This is a genomic window from Mesorhizobium sp. WSM4815 (assembly GCF_055811575.1).
Map to the genome: position 1 here is coordinate 1 of NZ_JBVVQS010000092.1, position 17,807 is coordinate 17,807.

14 protein-coding genes are annotated in these 17,807 nt (G+C 60.8%); 1 reads left to right on the forward strand and 13 read right to left on the reverse strand.

Annotation, left to right across the window (positions count from 1 at the left end; genetic code table 11):
• Positions 1 to 172 precede the first annotated feature (172 nt).
• The 5 genes from AC0L2B_RS14295 to AC0L2B_RS14315 form a co-directional block, all read right to left on the reverse strand.
• Complete coding sequence (locus tag AC0L2B_RS14295) at positions 173 to 1,360, reverse strand: MFS transporter (protein WP_473745796.1); 1,188 nt, start codon at positions 1,358 to 1,360, stop codon at positions 173 to 175.
• 139 nt (positions 1,361 to 1,499) lie between these two features.
• Positions 1,500 to 1,928, reverse strand: a complete 429-nt coding sequence (locus tag AC0L2B_RS14300) for a VOC family protein (protein WP_473745797.1) — start codon at positions 1,926 to 1,928, stop codon at positions 1,500 to 1,502.
• Between the two features lie 431 nt (positions 1,929 to 2,359).
• A complete protein-coding gene (locus AC0L2B_RS14305; RefSeq protein WP_473745799.1) occupies positions 2,360 to 2,767 on the reverse strand; it encodes a hypothetical protein in 408 nt (135 codons plus the stop codon).
• A 470-nt stretch (positions 2,768 to 3,237) separates the two neighbouring features.
• Positions 3,238 to 3,507, reverse strand: coding sequence for a hypothetical protein (locus AC0L2B_RS14310; protein WP_236386229.1), 270 nt, complete (start codon positions 3,505 to 3,507; stop codon positions 3,238 to 3,240).
• 368 nt (positions 3,508 to 3,875) lie between these two features.
• The gene (locus tag AC0L2B_RS14315; protein ID WP_292427319.1) at positions 3,876 to 5,750 is read right to left on the reverse strand and encodes a TPR end-of-group domain-containing protein; all 1,875 of its coding nucleotides are present in this window, start codon (positions 5,748 to 5,750) and stop codon (positions 3,876 to 3,878) included.
• A gap of 1,460 nt (positions 5,751 to 7,210) precedes the next feature.
• Between AC0L2B_RS14315 and AC0L2B_RS14320 the strand changes: the two genes are divergently transcribed.
• Positions 7,211 to 8,224 (forward strand): ABC transporter substrate-binding protein, encoded by a 1,014-nt coding sequence (locus tag AC0L2B_RS14320; protein ID WP_473745800.1) that lies wholly within the window; start codon positions 7,211 to 7,213, stop codon positions 8,222 to 8,224.
• Between the two features lie 364 nt (positions 8,225 to 8,588).
• Here AC0L2B_RS14320 and AC0L2B_RS14325 read toward each other — a convergent pair whose 3' ends face one another.
• The 8 genes from AC0L2B_RS14325 to hisD form a co-directional block, all read right to left on the reverse strand.
• Positions 8,589 to 8,999 (reverse strand): VOC family protein, encoded by a 411-nt coding sequence (locus tag AC0L2B_RS14325; protein ID WP_473745801.1) that lies wholly within the window; start codon positions 8,997 to 8,999, stop codon positions 8,589 to 8,591.
• 75 nt (positions 9,000 to 9,074) lie between these two features.
• Positions 9,075 to 10,082 (reverse strand): glycoside hydrolase family 3 N-terminal domain-containing protein, encoded by a 1,008-nt coding sequence (locus AC0L2B_RS14330; protein WP_473745802.1) that lies wholly within the window; start codon positions 10,080 to 10,082, stop codon positions 9,075 to 9,077.
• A gap of 415 nt (positions 10,083 to 10,497) precedes the next feature.
• Positions 10,498 to 11,205, reverse strand: a complete 708-nt coding sequence (locus AC0L2B_RS14335) for a hypothetical protein (protein ID WP_473745803.1) — start codon at positions 11,203 to 11,205, stop codon at positions 10,498 to 10,500.
• Between the two features lie 102 nt (positions 11,206 to 11,307).
• Complete coding sequence (locus AC0L2B_RS14340) at positions 11,308 to 12,489, reverse strand: MFS transporter (RefSeq protein ID WP_473745804.1); 1,182 nt, start codon at positions 12,487 to 12,489, stop codon at positions 11,308 to 11,310.
• Positions 12,490 to 12,621: 132 nt separating this feature from the next.
• Positions 12,622 to 13,710, reverse strand: coding sequence for a Gfo/Idh/MocA family protein (locus AC0L2B_RS14345; RefSeq protein ID WP_473745805.1), 1,089 nt, complete (start codon positions 13,708 to 13,710; stop codon positions 12,622 to 12,624).
• 14 nt (positions 13,711 to 13,724) lie between these two features.
• Entirely contained in the window at positions 13,725 to 14,891 is a 1,167-nt protein-coding gene (locus AC0L2B_RS14350) for a Gfo/Idh/MocA family protein (protein ID WP_473745806.1), read from the reverse strand.
• Between the two features lie 23 nt (positions 14,892 to 14,914).
• Complete coding sequence (locus AC0L2B_RS14355; RefSeq protein WP_473745807.1) at positions 14,915 to 16,423, reverse strand: GMC oxidoreductase; 1,509 nt, start codon at positions 16,421 to 16,423, stop codon at positions 14,915 to 14,917.
• A 34-nt stretch (positions 16,424 to 16,457) separates the two neighbouring features.
• Complete coding sequence (gene hisD / locus AC0L2B_RS14360) at positions 16,458 to 17,768, reverse strand: histidinol dehydrogenase (protein WP_473745898.1); 1,311 nt, start codon at positions 17,766 to 17,768, stop codon at positions 16,458 to 16,460.
• Positions 17,769 to 17,807 lie beyond the last annotated feature (39 nt).

A 17,807-nucleotide genomic window follows, 5' to 3' on the forward strand; every position in this document is an offset into this window, starting at 1 on the left:
CCCTCAATGCGAGCGCGACGTCCGGTTCGTGATCTCTACCTCACCCCACGCGCCCATCCCGCGCAGCGGGTTCGTTCTCCGGCCCCGTAGCTGTCGACTAGACTAAGCACGCCCGGCCTCCCATTCAACACTATCAGGATTGGCTTACCATCCACTTAGCAAGGCGTGATACCTAAACATCGGTTTTGCTGCCGACCTCCCATTCTGGCCAGGGAAGCATGAAGAAGGCGACCATGGCCAGCAGGCACGCCGCGGCGATGAACGCGAAGACAGCAGCGAATTGATTGACGCTAAACGTGCTCGCGGTGGACGCCACCCATCCAGTTGCGCCCTGCAAGATGGCAACGCCGAGGAATGCAGCTGTGTTCAGAATTCCGAATGCCCGGCCGACGACCTGAGGATCATATGCACTCTTAGTGTCTGCGAACTGCAAGATCGTGAAGCCGGTGAGCGCCCCAAGCGCAACGCACATCGTAGCATCGACGATCCAGTTGGCGGAGATTGCAAGGATAAGGAAAATCCCGGCGGAAGTGGCGATGCTCGCGCAGATCAGGTATCGCCGTGAGCGTCCTTTCGCCCGCACCAGACCGAATAGCGGTGGGCCAACCAAGGTCGCGACCGACGAGGCGAGAAGCACATTCCCGACGCCCGTCAGTGTGAAGCCGTGTCGCTCCATGAACAAGGGTGTCGCCCACAGGCCCCTCAGCGCGATGTAGGACGGATAGGCAACGAGCGCGAGCGCAACGATGCCCTTGGTCTGCCGTTCTTTCAGGATCGCAAGCGTCTCTCGAATTGCCCCTGCGATGTCGCCTGAGTTCTTGCCGTGATCATCCCGAACGATGACCAGGATGCAGACCAAGCTTGCCGCCGCAACGACGCCTGTCACCACAAAGGCGCTGCGCCAGCCCCAATGTTCGACTACCCATGCCAGCGGCGTGCCAGTGGCCAGTAACCCAAGGCCGCTGAAGCTGAGAACTAAGCCCGATACTCGGGCAAAACTCTTTTCAGAAAAATGTTTGCTTACAAAGAACAGCGATCCCACAAAGGCTGGTGCGCAGCCGATGCCAATGAGCAACTGCCCCAGCATCAAAACCGGGAAGCCTGTTGCAATGAACGACAGGAGCGCTCCCGCTACTGCAAGGAGGAAAGCCGAACCAACGGTCTTTCTCACGCCATAAAGGTCAAGCGCTAGGCCCATCGGGATCTGGGCGAGGGCAAACGACAGATGGAAGGCGCCGGCGTAGATGCCGAGTTCTTCGGTCGAGAGTCCGAATTCACGTTGCAGTCCGGGGGCGACGATCGCCGCAATAGTACGAAACACCTGACTCATCGCGGCCACGCCAACAAGCGTCGCGAGCATGACCCCGGCACCGGCCTTGTCTGCGTTGAATACTTTCAGCCTACCGCCCTCCTTCCGGCCAAGCCGCAATGCGATCGATAACCTGGTATCCCGTTGCACCCAGGGCAAATCTCTCCCATGGGAACGCGGCCTCGTCTGCCTACGCTGTCCGCGACTCGAGCATCTCGACGTAGTGCGGATTGTACATGATACCCAATACGTTGCCGAACGGATCGACCACCGAGGCGGTGACGAAGTCGCTCTCGCGCTTGGTGATCGGATCGTACTCCGTGGCGCCCATGGCCTTGAGCCGAGCGAACGCCGCCTCGATGTCGTCGACGTGCCACAGCAGTGTGGCGCCGCCCGGACCGGGCTGCATCGTTGCTGGTGCGTAGCGGCGGTCGATGATGCCGAACTCGTCCTCGTCGTCGCCGATTCGGAACTCGACATAGGCGGGGTTTTCCGCATCGGGCCGCTGGAAGTACGCCTCGACGCCGAACAGCTCCGCGTACCAGTCGCGCGCCGCGGCCACGTCGTCGGCCCAGAAGTTCACCGTGGCCATGCCACGCAAAAAGTGCTTGTTGCTCATTGTCGGTAACCCTTTCCTTGATTGCGATCGGACGGCCAAATGATGCGCGATAGTGTAAAGCCCGTAATTCAAAAACCCGCAGACGGCTACGAGCCCCATGGGCGCCTCGATCCGGCCGGTTTCGACCGCCAAGGAGCGCGGTGTTCCGAACCTCATCGGGGAAGCGGGTAGCAAGGCCTGCTACTGACTCATCTTAATTGCGCGTCTTAGGCGGGTGTAGTGACTTTGGAGGCGAGGCAGCCTCCAAACCTGGCGCTTTCCGGGTGGATCTGACAGGCAAGCTCGCGGGTGTCGGTCATCAGGCGGGCGGCAGCTTGCTGGATGATCTGCTCCCAGCGGTCGGTCCGCTCCGGCCCCGTCCAGAAGAGCCGAAAGCGGTTTCACTTAGATGGAAAGGGAAGGGCCAGTTTCTGCTGGACCGGCCCAAGGTATCAAGGATCCGTTCTGCGGGCAAAATGCTCGTAGGTGATTTGCCACGGATCGTTGCCGGACGATCTTTCCTCGCCGATCCAATGGAAGCTGTCGGCCGCGATCTCGGTGAAACGCCACCGCGCTTTGAGGCCGCGCGAATCCTCGCCGATCTGGACAATGTCCTTACCCTCGGCTCGTCCAATCTGGCGCGAGTAGTCCTGGTTGAGCGGGTCGTTCCAGATGATGTGCCAGCCCCCGATGTCGGGATCGAAGATACGCAAGGTCGTGCCATACATGGTGGACGGCGCAAGGCGTCTGGGCCTGATCCAGATATCCTGAATGGCGCGACCTTCCAGCACCCAGCCGAAATGGATTTCTCCGGTTGATTCCTCGGTCGTGCCGTCATCGAGATGACGTATGGTGTCCATTTCCCAGCTTCCGATCAGCCACCCGTACAGGTGCATGTCTTTCGCCCGGTCGGCTGGCGGAGCCTTGGATCCGAGAGCGGCGAGAAACGGCGATATCGTCATAGTCAAAGACCTTTTGTTCTTCAGCAATCGTGGGAGAAGTTTAGCACGGCCCTCCTGACAGGGAGCCGTCAGGAGATCGGGCCAAACGTCGGGCTGGGCACGTCAGCCGAACGGCGGCTAACCGCTGAACTCACCCTGATTGCAGATAGACGGCTCACGGCCCGTTCCGGTCGTTCCGAAACGCGCGCCCGAATGGCTACTTCTGGCGCTCGGCGGCCGTACAGCTCCGGTATCGGTGTTCGTTTTTCGCCTTAGGCTGCGCCGGTACCGTTGCGTGCTGAACCCAAACTCGTGTCCGAACAGCTCTACGGCCGGTGATCGCTGAGTGCCGGTACAGGAGTGACGACCCTGCCGCAGTCGCCATGGCCTTAGGAGAAGTACTTACTAGCGCCCTCGTTCTCCTCCTCGCCAGTGAACTCCCACGGCTTGGTGCCGATATGCGAATACACGGCCATCTTCGGAGAAGCCCGAGTGAACACGTCAGCAGCCTGTTCCGGCGTAGTCAATTTCGCCAGCACGCCCTGCATCTCGGGTAACCGGCTCAGGCGCTCGCTGAACGCGATGACATTGTGAATGATCACATCGGCATTGGCGCCGTGTTTCACGACATTGTCGTTAAGGGTTGTGTCTCCCGACATGACCCACGCTGTGTCCTGCGTAGTCTACGCGAAAGCAGTACGTAGGGTTTCCGTCGTGATGCTCGACAGGAAACGCGGTTACCTTGATGCCGCCTTCGTCGAAAACCAGGCCATCATTCAATGGATGCATCTTGATTTCCAGGTTTTCGATCAGAATTGAAACTGTTGACCGTTTCTCAAGGTCGTGGGCGAACATCGTTCGCATGCCCTCAACCATTTGTGCCCTGAGAGCTTTGCCTCGCGCGGAACAAATGGCATTCTGAAACCATTCGCTGGCCCCTCCGAAGCGGGTTCGAGGGGATGACTGACGGGCGAAGAACCAATCGCTGACGAGGCGACCTGAAAATCTGTGTGAAGGGCAGTGTCTCTTACCCGAGCAGTTCAAGCACCTTCGGAAAACGAGGATGACTACGGATCGGATCGAGATCCGAGTCGTATTTCACCCACCTCTTTGTTTCGTGGGTGGCGCGCGGGAGAAGCTCCACTAGCAGGTTGATCGCTCGTTCATGTTCGCCCTCGAGCGAGTAAAAGCAAGCCACGTTGTATTTCGCCAGGCGGTCGTCGGGATCGATGGCCAAAGCGCGTCCCGCCCATTCCTTAGCACGATCAAGCTCACCAAGCGCCGCGAGACCCACAGCCCCCAAGTAGGCGGGTCTTGGGTTTTCCGGACGCAGCATGAGCTCGCGCTCGGCGCGCGCAACACCTTCCCGCGCCACCGTCTTCATTTCCTGCTCGCGCCCGAGCGATCGGAGAACGTTAATGAGCACAAGCAAGGCCTGGTAATCGTCAGGCTTGATCTCTGCGGCGCGCTGGAAAAGCCTGGCCGCTTCGTGCAGTTTCCCCTGGGTGAAGCAGGCGCGGGCATAGAAGTAATAGGCTTCAAACAGATTGGGATCGAGGGCGATCGCCTGATCGAACTCTGCCATCGCTTCCGGATGTCGCTCGCGGAGCGACAGAGCGAGGCCGAGTGAAGCATGCGCTTCTGCGAGACCGCTCTCCAGATCCAGCGCCTTGGCGCTGGTCGCCAGAATGCCGTCGATCGAGACATCAGCGTTATAGTGAAGGAAGAGAAAGGAATCGCAGTCCGCAATTCCGGCGTAGGCCCGCGCATAGAGCGGGTCGAGTTCGACCGCCATGGCGAACATGCGCTTCGCTAGGACGTAATGAGATTTGGAGTGCCAGTGCAGGAAATGCCGGCCTCTAAGGTAATACGCATAGGCCTCGAAGTTCCCGGTCGGCGCCCGACCGATGACTTTCTTCTCCTCTGGCAGCAGCTTCACCTTCAAGTGGTCCACGATGGTATGGGTGATCTCGTCTTGAATGGCGAAGATATCGGTGAGATCACGGTCGTAGCGGTCGGCCCAGAGATGACCGCCGCCCTTGCCCTCGACGAGCTGCGCGGTGACGCGCACGCGCGAGCCGGCCTTGCGGACGCTTCCTTCCAGGATAAAGTTGACCCTCAGATCCTGACTCACCTGCTGCACCTTCACCGGCTTGCCCTTGTAGGTATACGCCGTATTGCGCGCGACGACGAACAGGCCGGAGATTTTCGACAGGTCGGTAATGATGTCCTCGGTGATCCCATCGCTAAAATATTCTTGCGCGGGGTCACCGCTTATGTTGTTGAAGGGCAGGACCGCGATGGACGGCTTCTCGATCTCCCAAGGCTCTTGTGGGGCTGCATCCGAGCCGATCGTCCTGAGAGCCGGAGGAAAGTCCAGGGAAATGCTATAAGCGCGCACCGGCCTGTCGATGTTCTTGAGCGTCTGCTCGCCCATGTCCTCGAATCGAAGATCGAGCCGGTTGCCGACGTTATCTCGGACGGCTGCAGAGACCGCGATCCCGCCCCGCGTCGCGATGCTTTCAAGCCGCACCGCCACATTGACGCCGTCCCCTAAGATGTCGTCGCCCTCGACGATCACGTCCCCAAGGTTGATGCCCATGCGAAGCTCTATCCGGCTGCGCTGCGGCACACCCACATTGCGCTCTAGCATACCCCGCTGGACCGTGGCCGCGCAGGTGACCGCATTCACGACGCTCGGAAATTCCGCCAGAAATCCGTCGCCGGTGAGCTTCACGATGCGACCCTCATACTCGGCGATCTTGGCGTCGATCAGTTCCCTGCGGTGCGATTTCCATGCCGCGTGAGTGCCTGCCTCGTCCCGGCCCATGAGTCGGCTATAAGTCACAACGTCTGCGGCGAGGATGGCCGTCAAACGTCTGTGCACCGTCGGATCGTCCATGTGACCATCCAGTCTCCGCTCGGGGTGCCAGAATCCAGGCCGATCCGATCATACTCCAGCGGTTAGTGAATGTCTCTTTTTTTGCTGCGGCCACGACCGCCGAACCGCCGAATCACGATCTGCGAGCAGGTAAAGATCGGCCAGCGCCGTGACCAACTCGGGATCGGTTCGGATTCTCGCCTCCGGGAGAGCGAGATTTGGCATGCACTTGGCAGACAATTGTGGGCCGATCAAATCAAGCGCCGTATCCCATACCCAATCCGGAACTCGGGTCTCGGTGGCTGTGAAAAGCGCACGTGATTTCGTCGCGTGAGATACCGATGTCGCTAAGAATGTCATCTTGTGACCGGCTCAGCCCGTCCGTCGCCATCCACATGGCTTTTCGCTCGGCGCGACGACAGTACCATCCGCGAATGGAACCAACTGTGACAAATAGGAAATTCGTCAACATCGGAGTGATCCCTTCATCATCTGCTCGAATCGACGGCACGTATTCTGGCGTAGGAAGCGCAAGGCCTCCGTGAAGCAGGTCACATCCAGCGTCACGCTCGGCGAGGAACGCGGAATTACTTGCAACCCGAACGACTGGTTCCGCCGCAACTGACTTGTCCCGATGCCGATGTCCGCCGGTGAACTGCTCTTCGACCTTGACCCTAAATGCGCTTGGTGCGGACCAACAACGTCAGGGCCCGAACAACTCTACTTCTTTTACAAACAATCTGCGGAAGTATCCGTCGTCCCAGAATGCGCTCTGCACGTCGCAATAATATTGTATTTAATTTGCAAGCAATAACAAGTCACATTTTCACTAGGTGGTAAGAAAATCCCTGCTGCACTCGCGCAAGTATTCAATGATAACAGGAATACAACCATTTCTTAGGGGCTGAAAAAATTGCACGGCAGGAACGTTCATCTTCTTCATAGAACGCCGGTATGTCCCGGGAAACCGTCGGCCAGGGGGAATCTTGCGGACCAGCCGCGCGACGGGGACGAGTTGAAGAACGTTTCCAAGGTTTGCGTCGGATGAATTTCCGAATCTTGATCGTCTCGAACCGAGCGTTCAGCTGACGTTGAAAATTCGTGACCTCGAAGTCCGCTCCTGACCCAATCCAGTCGTCCCGTGAGGTGAGTTCGAACGTCTCGAATTGGTTCGAGAAGTCGCCATTTGGCAGTTACCCGACGATCCGTTTGCCCGTGCTCTGGAAACTGCGAGGGTTTCGCCCAAGCCTGGCGTGGGCAGAGAGCTTTGTCCTCGCTACGAGTGCAGATAACGCGTATGGTCATGTATCGCCGGGTGGGACACTCTCGCGCCAGCGACTGAGAGCGCAAGACTCCCGTTAAGTACAGGGCGTGCTCCCGACTCGCGATCACTGGGCGCGCCCACGCAGATTGTGCGTCTCTGCTGGAACCGTTTTGCTCGGTTCCGGGCCGGAGTCGTTTTCTAGCTGAGGAGCGGTCCGATGCAGATCATTCAAAATCGCCGCACCTTCCTGGCCGGTATGTCGGCCGCCGGCGCCGCGGGGCTGTTCAAGGTTCAGCCATCCATTGCTGCAACCACGGGGCCGCCGCCGGAGGTATCAAAGATCAGGCTGGCCAAGATCCCCGGCGTTTGCATCGCGCCGCAATATGTAGCCGAGGAACTGCTTCACGCGGAAGGCTTCGACGAGATCGAATATGTAGAGTCCGAGCCGGGGAACGCGACAACGCTCAACACGGCCAGCGGGAACATCGACTTCAGCTTGAACTTTATCACGTCGTCGATCGTGGCGATCGACGAGGGCAAGGGACTGACCCTGTTGAGCGGCGTCCACTCCGGTTGCTTCGAGCTTTTCGTCCGGCCGGGGATCAATAGCCTCCGTGACCTGAGGGGCAAGAGAATCGGCGTGCAGGCGCTGGGGTCGAGCCCGTATTTGTTCCTTGCCAGCATGGCAGCTTACGTCGGGATCGATCCGCTGCGCGATATCAACTGGGTAAGCGACCCCCAAGTGCGGGCGAAGGAGCTGTACGCAAACGGCGAAGTCGACGCCTTCCTCGGCTTCCCGCCGGAGCCGCAGGAGCTTCGAGCCAGGGGCATCGGCCGCGTGCTGATAAACAGCACGCTAGATCAACCGTGGGCGGGGTACTTTTGCTGCCTGCTTGCCGGCAACGCGGATTTCGTGCGTGAGCATCCGGTTACCTCCAAGCGCGTGCTGCGCGCCATCCTCAAGGCGGCGGACTTGTGCGCGGAGCAGCCCGACGTTGCGGCGAGGCGGCTGGTCGAACGGAACTTCACGGCCAACTACGACTATGCCTTGGAGGCGCTTACCGACGTGCCATACCGGAAGTGGCGCGAGTACGATTCAGAGGACACCGTTCGTTTCTATTCGCTACGGCTTCAAGAGGCAGGCATGATCAAGTCAACGCCGCAGACGATCATCGCCAACGGCACGGACTGGCGTTTTCTCAACGAACTCAGGCGCGAGCTGAAGACCTAATAGGCGGCGGGAGCGGTCGTTCCACCGAAGGCAAGCAAACGGCAACAATTGGCGCGACTACGACCGCCAGCCTCGTCATCCGGATGTCTGCTTCCGGGCGGAGGCAAAGTCTGCCTCTACGGCAGACATGGGGCGCTAAGCGGCCATCCAAGGCCTACGGAAGTCGTCTTGGGTAGCAGGGGCACCAACGCTTCTTTCGCAGTATACGCGCAAACGGGAACCCAGCCGGCTCTTCCCCCGCAGCAACGAAGCAGGTAGCGCGGATGTGGGGAAAGGCGTAGCGCTCTCCCGCTCCTAAAATCTATTAATACTCTGAAACTCCTTAACCAGATATCGGCGACGTGGTAGCGGCCCGCGAAACACATCAGGACGTGATCTCTACCAGCGAGCCATCCGGCGTTCGTACGACCGCTTCATAGTAGCCATCTCCGGTCATGCGCGGTTGCGAGACCAGCAAACCGTCTTCATCAAGTCGCCTGGCTAGGGCGTCTACCGCTTCATGTGAACCGACGGAGACAGCGACATGCGCCCAGCCCGGGACTTCCGCGCCGGCGCGCGCTATGTCTTCGGGAACCCACGGACCGGTCATCAATTCGATGGATGGCCCACCGTCCAATTCCACGAAGCGAGATGCGAAGCCTGGGCGTCGTCGACTTTCATACCGCTCACCGATCGTGGCGTCGAAATAGCGTGACCAGAAAGCGGCGGATGTTTCCAGGTCAGCAGTCCAAAGCGCCACATGCGCAACCTTCGCATTCATGGGATTGCCAACCATGCCCACGATCTGGACCGGAACACTTCGAACACGCCTGATCCGTCACATCCGATCATCATGACGATCGAGCGCGGCTTATTGGACTCCCAGGGCATCGCTGTTGGTTTCCACATTTCGTATCGCATCGGCCAACCGGTGTTCAGGCAAATCTCCCGATCGGACGGCCGCAACGATGTGCATGGCAACCTCGTTTGCCCTGCCCGCCGGAAGAAGGATGAGGTCGGCACCCGCGTTCACGGCGGCGACTGCGGTTTCGCTATCAGAGAGGCCTCGCAGCATTCCAACAGCATCGATATCGTCACTGACGACGATGCCGGTAAAACCAAAATCGTGGCGCAGCATATCGATGGTTTTCTTCGAGCGAGAGGATGGAAAGTCCGAATCGACGGCGGGTACCAGCGCCGGGCCGGTCATGATTGCGCGGACGCCCGCTTGGATCGCCGAGCGGAAAACGTCAAATCCCGGGAGCAGATCTTCTGCTGTCCCTCGAACATCCGCGAGTTCGATTGCCGGGTCACCGGTGATGTCATGGTGGCCGGGAAAGTGTTTGGCTGTCGCCACGATGCCGGCACTCTGAATGCCACTAATGAATGCGCTCGTGATGCGGGCGACCTGACGCGCATCTGTGTCAAGGGTTCGTCCATGCAGCCAGGGATTGCGACCAGTGAGGACATCGACCACGGGACCGAGGAACATTCCGACCCCTAGTTCCCTGGCCTTCCGGCCAATGACGTGCGCCCGTTGGCGAATTGTCTCATCCGGCATCGAGAGCAGTTCCGCCCGACCGCCAAGCCTTGGCGCCAGTCCATGCAGACGTTCGATTCCGGTTGGCTCCTGATCGAGCGCGATTAGCACCCTGTTGGCGCGGGTGGCCACTTCGTCAGCCAGACGGCGGAAATCCTCCGCTCGTTCTGAGGCGCGTCTGGCATCGCTCATTCGACGCGAAACATATTCGGCCCGTGTCTCGCCGAGCAGCAGCGATCGGCCACCTTCGTCGAAGTAGCGCTTCAAATCATCAGTCAACTCCAGACTGTCGATAGCGGGAAGGAGGACCGCGCGCGCGTTGCGTTCGATACTGTCCACGGTCCTGTCCTTCGCAAATGTGTTCGAGCCAGAGAATTGGCCGCGGCCGATGCGGATGAGAATGCTTCGGCTCGGGTATCACGATCTTCTGATGTTCTGCCCGACCCGTACTGCGGCCGCTTCCCGCGCTTATTCCGCGTCAACGGGCGCTTCGCAAAGTTGCTCGCTATACGCATGGGATACTTCAGAATAGGCCACGCACTTAATTCTGGATAACTCGACGTTCTCCTGGCTTGTGCGCATTACAAAAGCCACGATTTTTCCGCCGAAAAAATACGATCCCATCGACGACAATAGTATCAGGCCCGCCAGAGCTGGGATTGAAATTGAAGGCCTTTTTCGGGTTTGATTCAACATTGGCTTTTCCATGCAACATGGGCTCCATCTTGCCCCTTCAGTCGCCCAAACAGAGCATCTAGGGAATCGGGTGCAACTCGATAGCCAACCAGATCGAGTCGGTGTCCGAATAATAGCGATGCCACGGATACTCCCACCGGTTCTTGCCGGCGACGCGGCAGAATGGGTCATGCGTGTAACCAACCGGCATCATGATATCCTCATAGAGCGCGGACTGCTCCCGCTCATGGAATTTCTGCATGCGGCCGAGGCCATGGATCTGGGTATGCACCTCGAGGAACGGGTGCTCATTGTGGATGAAGCAGTCGGTTTCTCCCGGCGACCACCAAAGGTTCAGCTTCAGCTCGAACTCCTGATTTGCCGCGACGGCGGGGTTCTCGTTGGTAAATGCGAAAGGATTGGTCGTCACGGTGCCGATCGTATCCTGCGCCGAGATGTAAAGTGGCGTGTCGCGCGGAAAGCTCTTGATCCGGTTGCCAAGCCAGTCCCAGCCGCGCAGGGCGACGCCGCCGAGGTTGGTGGTCTTGTTCATCTTCAGCACTGCCGCACGCTCCGCGCTGACGATCTTCGCACCCTTCAGCGTGGTCGACTTCCAGGCTGGCACGATACCGGGCACGGCCGATCCCGACGTCACCATCGGCTTTGGCGAAAGGTTGACGACTACACCGTCCTCGACGGCGAAGTCGCGCGCATTGTCGACCAATGCCGCCGAGATGAAATCATCGGCAAAAGCCAGATTGCGACACGCGTTCTCTTGATAAGCCATCAGCATCCTGATTCCATTCGTCCAACTCTGGCGTATGGAACCACGCTCCAGATCGCCGTTCAATTTCGCGGCGAGCGTATTACTGGCGCATAAGTAAGCAAATCATGCGCCAGTTTGCGTCAAGTTGTACCTATATGGACGGGTCGCGGCGGCACCCAGTGTGATGACGGCGAAGGCGACGAACACCACCCACAGACTGGCGCGCAGCGAGGTGGCCTGTGCCAGCATGCCGATGAAGGCCGGGCCGACGAGCAGGCCAGCATAGCCGAGTGCAGCGACCAACGACATCGCCGAGCCCGCCGCATGGCCGCCGATCCGGCCGGCTGCGGCAAACAGCAACGGCACTACGTTGGCGATGCCGAAGCCGCACAAGATGAGCGCCAGGAAGATGACGGGCACCGTCGAGATGCCAAGGATCACCGCCAGCGCAAGAGCGCTTGCCGCGGCGCCTAGCCGCAACAGCCGTGCCGGCCCGAACGCATTGGCCATGGCGTCGCCGACCACGCGACCGATCGCCATCATGCCGGCAAAAACCGCGAAGCCGAACGCCCCCGTGCTCTCCGACGCCCCAGCATTGCCGACCAGATAGACGGCTGTCCAGTCCATCAGCGCCCCTTCCGAAAACAGCGCGAGGAACGCAATCACACCAACGAGCAATAACCGCCGCCGCTGGACGGGGTCGAGCCGCGCCAAGCCTTCGTTCGAACTCTTGCGGACTGACACATGCGGTTCGCTCAGCCAACAGCCGGCAGCGCCGAAAAGGATCACACCCATTCCGGCGACGCCGAGGCACGCCTGCACGTTGCCGCCGGCAGATAGAATCAACCCGCAGATGCCTGCGCCCCCCAGATTGCCGACACTGAACAATGCGTGGAAGGACGACATGATATGGCGGCCCACGCGTCGCTCCAGGAAGGCGGCGTCCGTATTCATCAACACGTCTAGCGCTCCGAACGAGGCGCCCGCGAAGGCGACGACGAACCCCAACGACATCACGCTCGGCGCATGGGGTGCAACAATCAACGCCAGCCCGAAGCCGGTACAGGCGACCAGGCACAGGCTGCGCGCGCCGAACCGCGGCACCAGCCGGCCGACACTGGTCATGGTCAGGATGGCGCCGGCCGCGAAACAGAGCAGCACGACGCCTAGCGTGCCCTTGTCGATCTGCAGCCCCGCACTGATGGACGGCAGGCTGGCGGCCCACGCGCCGATGCCAATGCCACCCGCAAGAAAAACCATGAAAGAGGCCAAGCGTGACGGCGGTTTTTTCTCGGCGGTGATCATTGACTGGAATCCTACTTGCCGGCGGGCCGGCGTTCGTTGGCGGCCTGGCTCATGGATGAGAGGCTGGCCGGTCGGTAGATGCACCTGCGATGGGCCATGGCATCGATCGTCACCCCTCGCCGGGATCGAAGCCTACTCGTGACGTTTGACGGCAACCGCCCTGCCAGTCGCGGCAGCCTTTCCCACGGCTTCAGCGCCGGCGATCGCCGCCAGCCCGTCGCGTCCCGTGGCGCGAGGGCTGCCAGTCCCGGCGATGGCGTCCAGGAATTGCTCGATGGTATCCGCGTAGAGATCGTTGGCCCGCAGCGGGATCGATTCGTTGCGTCCATTCACCCGCCGCGTCAGCGTTCCCGTGGAACGCTGCGCCAGCGTGCCGGCAGCGATCAGCGCCCCTTCCGAGCCGAGCGCCACGACCTGGCTTTCCACGTCGGGCGTGACGAAGCTCTCATGCACCTGGACGAAGGTACCGCCGCTCATCTTCAGGGCGTACATCGCATGATCGTGGACGGTGTTGGAACTGAGCGCCACGCCCGCGCCCAACGCGACCGCCGTCACCGGCGTCTGCTCCAGCAGGAACGAAGCCAGGTCTATGTCGTGGACGCTGAGATCAAGGTAGATGCCGCCCTCGGCCGCGTCCTTGATCCGCCACGATTGCAGAACGGGTCTGAGATAGCCGGCATGGACGATCATCAGCGAACGGACGGCACCTATCTCGCCGGCCGCGATCATCCGCTGCATCGTTTGGTGCACCGGTGACGACCGCAGATGGTGGTTGACGGCAAGCACCACGCCGGCCTTCTCGCAGGCACGCACCATCTTCAGGGCATCTGCCGAGCGGGTGGCCAGCGGTTTGTCGCACAGCACATGTTTGCCGGCTGCCGCTGCGGCCAGCACTTGATATCGGTGCTGCGTGTTGGTTGAGCTGATGTAGACCGCGCCGATCCGCCGGTCATCGAGCAACGTGTCGAGATCGGAGCATGAGTCCGCAATGTCGAAGTCGCGCGCGAAGGCGGCGGCGCGCGCGCCGTCATGGCTCATCACGCTCAGGGGCCGGCCGCCGCTGCGGCGGATCGCGTCGACCATGTATTCGCGCGCGATGGTGCTGGCGCCGATGAGACCCCAGCCGAAGCCGTCGAGGGCCTCAACGGCGACCGTCAGGGCGCGCGGCATGGCCGTGGCCAAACCGGTATGGATGGAGTTCTTCGCTTTGCGCAGGGCCATTGGAACACTTCCAGTCAGGCGATCGAGACCCATTGGCGAAGCCGCGAGGAATCGAGGCAGGCGTCGACGATCTGGGTGATGTGGTGGCCGCTCTCGAAGGTCGGCCACATTTGCTCGCCGGTGACAATAGAGCGCACCACCTCGGCGACCTCGATCTGCTTGGATTCATTGTAGCCGAGCGCGAAGTTGGCGATGGGGAGGAATGCGCCATAGGTGGCGTTCTCCGGCCCGACGTCGATCTCGCGAAAACCCCGGCGGCCGACGACATCATCGTTGGTGTAGAAGCGCAGCCGGTTCACCTCGTCATAGTCGTAGGCGATGCTGCCCCTCGTGCCGTAGATCTCATAGGTCTGCTTGAACTTGCGGCCGGTCGCGACACGGCTGAAATCGACGATGCCCATTGCGCCGTTCCTGAAACGGCAGAGCAGGTTCGTGGCGTCGGCGTTGGTCACTTCGGCCATTTCCTCATTGCCGGTAAGCTCGGCGCCGCTGCCATAGTTGAACCCGGCGACGACGGGGCGCTTGTGTGTGACGATCGCGCAATCGGCGATCAGTTCGGACACCCGCCCAACCAGCCGCTCCATGAACGAAAAGACATGGCTGCCGGTATCACCGACGATGCCGGTCGGCGCGAGCTTGCCGTCTGCGCGCCACATGAAGGGTGCGTTCGGATCGCCCAGCACATCGACATGCTGGCACGCCCTGAACAGCTTGATGTCACCGATCTCGCCCGAATCGATGATGTCCTTGGCAACATCGTGGATCGGATTGCGCGGAAACGCGTGGCCGACGCGCGTGATGACGCCTTTCTCGGCCGCGATGTCGGCGAGCTCGCGCGCCTCGGTCGCCGTGTTGGCAAGCGGCTTTTCGCAATAGACATGCTTTCCCTGGAGAAGCGCCGCTTTGGCGACTTCGTGGTGCAGACTGTCGGGAAGGCAGATATCGACCAACTGCACCGACGGATCGGCCACCGCTGCGCGCCAGTCGGTCGACAGCTTCGCATTCGGGACCAGCTTGCCGGCCTTTTCCAGCGCCGGCTCGCTTCCGTCGACCAGCCAGGCGATTTCGGCCGTACCTTTGTCCGAGCCAAAGATGAACGGTATGTTCCGGTAGGACATGGTGTGGACCTTGCCCATCCAGCCGCAGGCGCCCAGGACGGCTACTTTCACGGATCTGCTCATTGGTCCTCTCCTGTCCACTCGAACTACTGGACCAGCTCGGCGCGCAGCTTTGACGCTGCGCGCAGTGTCACGGCGGCAATGGTGAGCGCCGGATTCACCGCCGCCGAGGTCGGCAGCACGCTTGCGTCCATAATGTAGAGGTTCTCGACGTCATGCGATCGGCAATACGTATCGACGACCGAGGTCGCGCCATCAGTGCCCATCTTAGCTGTGCCGCACTGATGCGATGGCGTTCGACGATCGAAGGCGCGCGACAGCACGATCGGGAATCCGGCTTGCTTGAAAACGCCGCGCACCCGCTCGACCAACGTCCTGTGACCGAGCATGTTGGAGCGCTGCCAGTCGAGCACGATCGCCGCCCCATCAACCATCACCCGGCTTTCCGGATTGGGCAGGTCCTCGCTCATCACGTACCAGTCGAAGGAATAGCGGGCGATCAGCCCCGTAACGAACTCCGGGACGCTGGGCATGTTGGCCTTGAAAATCGGTCCCGATATCTTGCCGAGCAATTGCACGTTGCCGAGCGGAAAGCCGGTCTTGGTGTCGTGCAGATAGAAGTCGTTGAAGCCGAAGGTCTTAGAATGGACCGCGGTGTTGCGCAAGCGTGGATCGAGCGTGATCATCGCGGAGCAATTGTGGTTCATGAAATTGCGACCGACCTGGTCGGAGCCGTTGGCGAGACCGTTAGGATGCTGCCCGTTCGCCGAGCGCAGCAGGAGTGCCGCTGAATTGACCGCACCTGCTGCCAGGATGAAGCGGTTGGCGCGCACCGTCACCTCCTGTCCCTGGTGACGGATCATTGCTTGCTTGATCATCTTGCCCGAAGCGTCCGTGTCGAGGCGCAGCACGTCCGCGCCGGTCAGGAGCTCGACATTGTCGTGTCCGAGTGCCGCCGCGAGCGGACCGGTCTCCGCGTCAATCTTCCCGGTAAAGGTGTCGGGAAAGGCATCCCACGGGGTCGGTGCGCGCTTCAGCCACGCGACATGATCGATCGCGATCGGCAGCGAACTTGTATGGATGCCGATCTTCTTCAGCCGCTGGCGGGCCTTGCCGATCGAGGGCTCGTCCGGAACGGCCGGAAAATCGTAGCGGGTCGAATGCAGCGGTTCTGTCGGATCGTCGCCCAGTTCGCCGCGGACGCAAAACAGCCTCTCGGCCTGGCCATACCACGGCTCGATCTCGTCATAGGAAAACGGCCAGCCCGGCGTCGAGCCCTCCATATGCTGCTGCGGGGCGAAATCCTCCGCGCGGTTGCGGTACATTATCGCGCCATAGAATTTCGAATTGCCGCCGACATTGTAGAAATTGCCGGGGCTGAACGGCGCTCCTGTGCCGTCAAGCCAGGATTCCTTGGTGCGAAAATGCTTGCGCTGGAAGATTGCGCGCTCGTCGCGCGTCTCGGGCGTATCCTGAAGCTGCTCGCCGCGTTCGAGGATGAGGATCCGCGCTCCCGTATCGGCAAGCACGGACGCAGCCGTCGCGCCACCGATGCCCGATCCGATGATGACGATGTCGGCGGAAAGTTCCGTCACTGCGCATGCCTCGTGGGTGCTCGCCGCATGTTGGTCACGCCGCCTCGACCGCTTGCCCATAGCCGACATTCTTGCGCGCGAAGCGGCGTACCCGCACATTTGCCTGCTCGGCATGGCCGGCAAAGCCTTCCATGATGCAAAGCCTGGAGCAGCGCTCGCCGATCCTCGCCGACGCCTCGTCTGTCAGGATCTTCTGATAGGTGCAGGTCTTGAGGAACTTGCCGACCCACAATCCGCCAGTGTAACGCGCCGCGGTCTTGGTCGGCAGTGTGTGGTTGGTCCCGATCACCTTGTCGCCGTAAGCCACGGTCGTGCGATGGCCGAGGAACAGCGCGCCGTAGTTGGTCATGTTGTCGAGGAAGTAGTCCGGATCGGCGGTCATCACCTGGACATGCTCGGAAGCGATACGGTCGGCCTCTTCGACCATCTCGTCGAGCGTGTCGCAGACGATTACCTCGCCGCAGTCTGCCCACGCCTTGCCGGCAGTGGCTGCGGTCGGCAGGATCTTCAACAACCGCTCGATCTCGCGCATCGTGTCGCGTGCGAGCTTTTCGGAATTGGTCAAGAGCACCGCCGGTGAATTCACACCGTGCTCGGCCTGGCCGAGCAGGTCAGTGGCGCACAACTCGCCGTCGGCCGTGTCGTCGGCGATCACCAGTGTCTCGGTCGGTCCGGCGAAGAGATCGATGCCGACCTGGCCAAACAGCAGTCGCTTGGCCTCCGCGACATAGGCGTTGCCGGGGCCGGCCAGCATATCGACGGATTTAATCGTCTCTGTGCCGTACGCCATCGCCGCGATCGCCTGGACCCCGCCCATGCAGTAGATCTCATCGGCGCCGGCAAGATGCTGGGCGGCGACGATCATCGGCGCCGGTCGGCCATTGAAAGGCGGCGCACAGGTGATGACGCGGTCGCAACCGGCGACCTTCGCCGTCAATACCGACATGTGTGCGGAGGCCAGTAGCGGGTATTGCCCACCAGGCACGTAGCAGCCGACATTTTCGATCGGGATGTGTCGATGCCCGAGGATCACGCCGGGCAGCGTCTCTACCTCGATGTCGAGCAGGGAATCGCGTTGCGCCTGCGCGAAGTTGCGCACCTGGTCCTGCGCGAAGCCGATGTCGTCACGCTCCCGAGTCGTAAGGCTGTCGACACAGGCTCGGATCTCGGCATCGGTGAGTTGGTAGGACGGCCGGTCAAGCCTGTCGAATTTCTTCGACAGTTCCCGAACCGCCGCATCGCCGCGTACCGCGACATCCGCCAGTAGCGCCTCCACGGTCGCGGTCAGCTTCGCGTCCTGCGCAAATCCCGTAGCAGCCTTGGACGATTTCAGCCGTCTGATCATGTCTGGACCTTTGGCGAGGCGTTTCATTGCCCCTCATTC

What these genes read in the sequence shown, in the direction of transcription:
- AC0L2B_RS14295 (WP_473745796.1), bottom strand. Translation starts at nt 1,360, where the DNA reads ATGCTCGCGACGCTTGTTGGCGTGGCCGCGATGAGTCAGGTGTTTCGT.
- AC0L2B_RS14300 (WP_473745797.1), bottom strand. Translation starts at nt 1,928, where the DNA reads ATGAGCAACAAGCACTTTTTGCGTGGCATGGCCACGGTGAACTTCTGG.
- AC0L2B_RS14305 (WP_473745799.1), bottom strand. Translation starts at nt 2,767, where the DNA reads ATGGACACCATACGTCATCTCGATGACGGCACGACCGAGGAATCAACC.
- AC0L2B_RS14310 (WP_236386229.1), bottom strand. Translation starts at nt 3,507, where the DNA reads ATGTCGGGAGACACAACCCTTAACGACAATGTCGTGAAACACGGCGCC.
- AC0L2B_RS14315 (WP_292427319.1), bottom strand. Translation starts at nt 5,750, where the DNA reads ATGGACGATCCGACGGTGCACAGACGTTTGACGGCCATCCTCGCCGCA.
- AC0L2B_RS14320 (WP_473745800.1), top strand. Translation starts at nt 7,211, where the DNA reads ATGCAGATCATTCAAAATCGCCGCACCTTCCTGGCCGGTATGTCGGCC.
- AC0L2B_RS14325 (WP_473745801.1), bottom strand. Translation starts at nt 8,999, where the DNA reads ATGGTTGGCAATCCCATGAATGCGAAGGTTGCGCATGTGGCGCTTTGG.
- AC0L2B_RS14335 (WP_473745803.1), bottom strand. Translation starts at nt 11,205, where the DNA reads ATGGCTTATCAAGAGAACGCGTGTCGCAATCTGGCTTTTGCCGATGAT.
- AC0L2B_RS14340 (WP_473745804.1), bottom strand. Translation starts at nt 12,489, where the DNA reads ATGATCACCGCCGAGAAAAAACCGCCGTCACGCTTGGCCTCTTTCATG.
- AC0L2B_RS14345 (WP_473745805.1), bottom strand. Translation starts at nt 13,710, where the DNA reads ATGGCCCTGCGCAAAGCGAAGAACTCCATCCATACCGGTTTGGCCACG.
- AC0L2B_RS14350 (WP_473745806.1), bottom strand. Translation starts at nt 14,891, where the DNA reads ATGAGCAGATCCGTGAAAGTAGCCGTCCTGGGCGCCTGCGGCTGGATG.
- hisD (WP_473745898.1), bottom strand. Translation starts at nt 17,768, where the DNA reads ATGATCAGACGGCTGAAATCGTCCAAGGCTGCTACGGGATTTGCGCAG.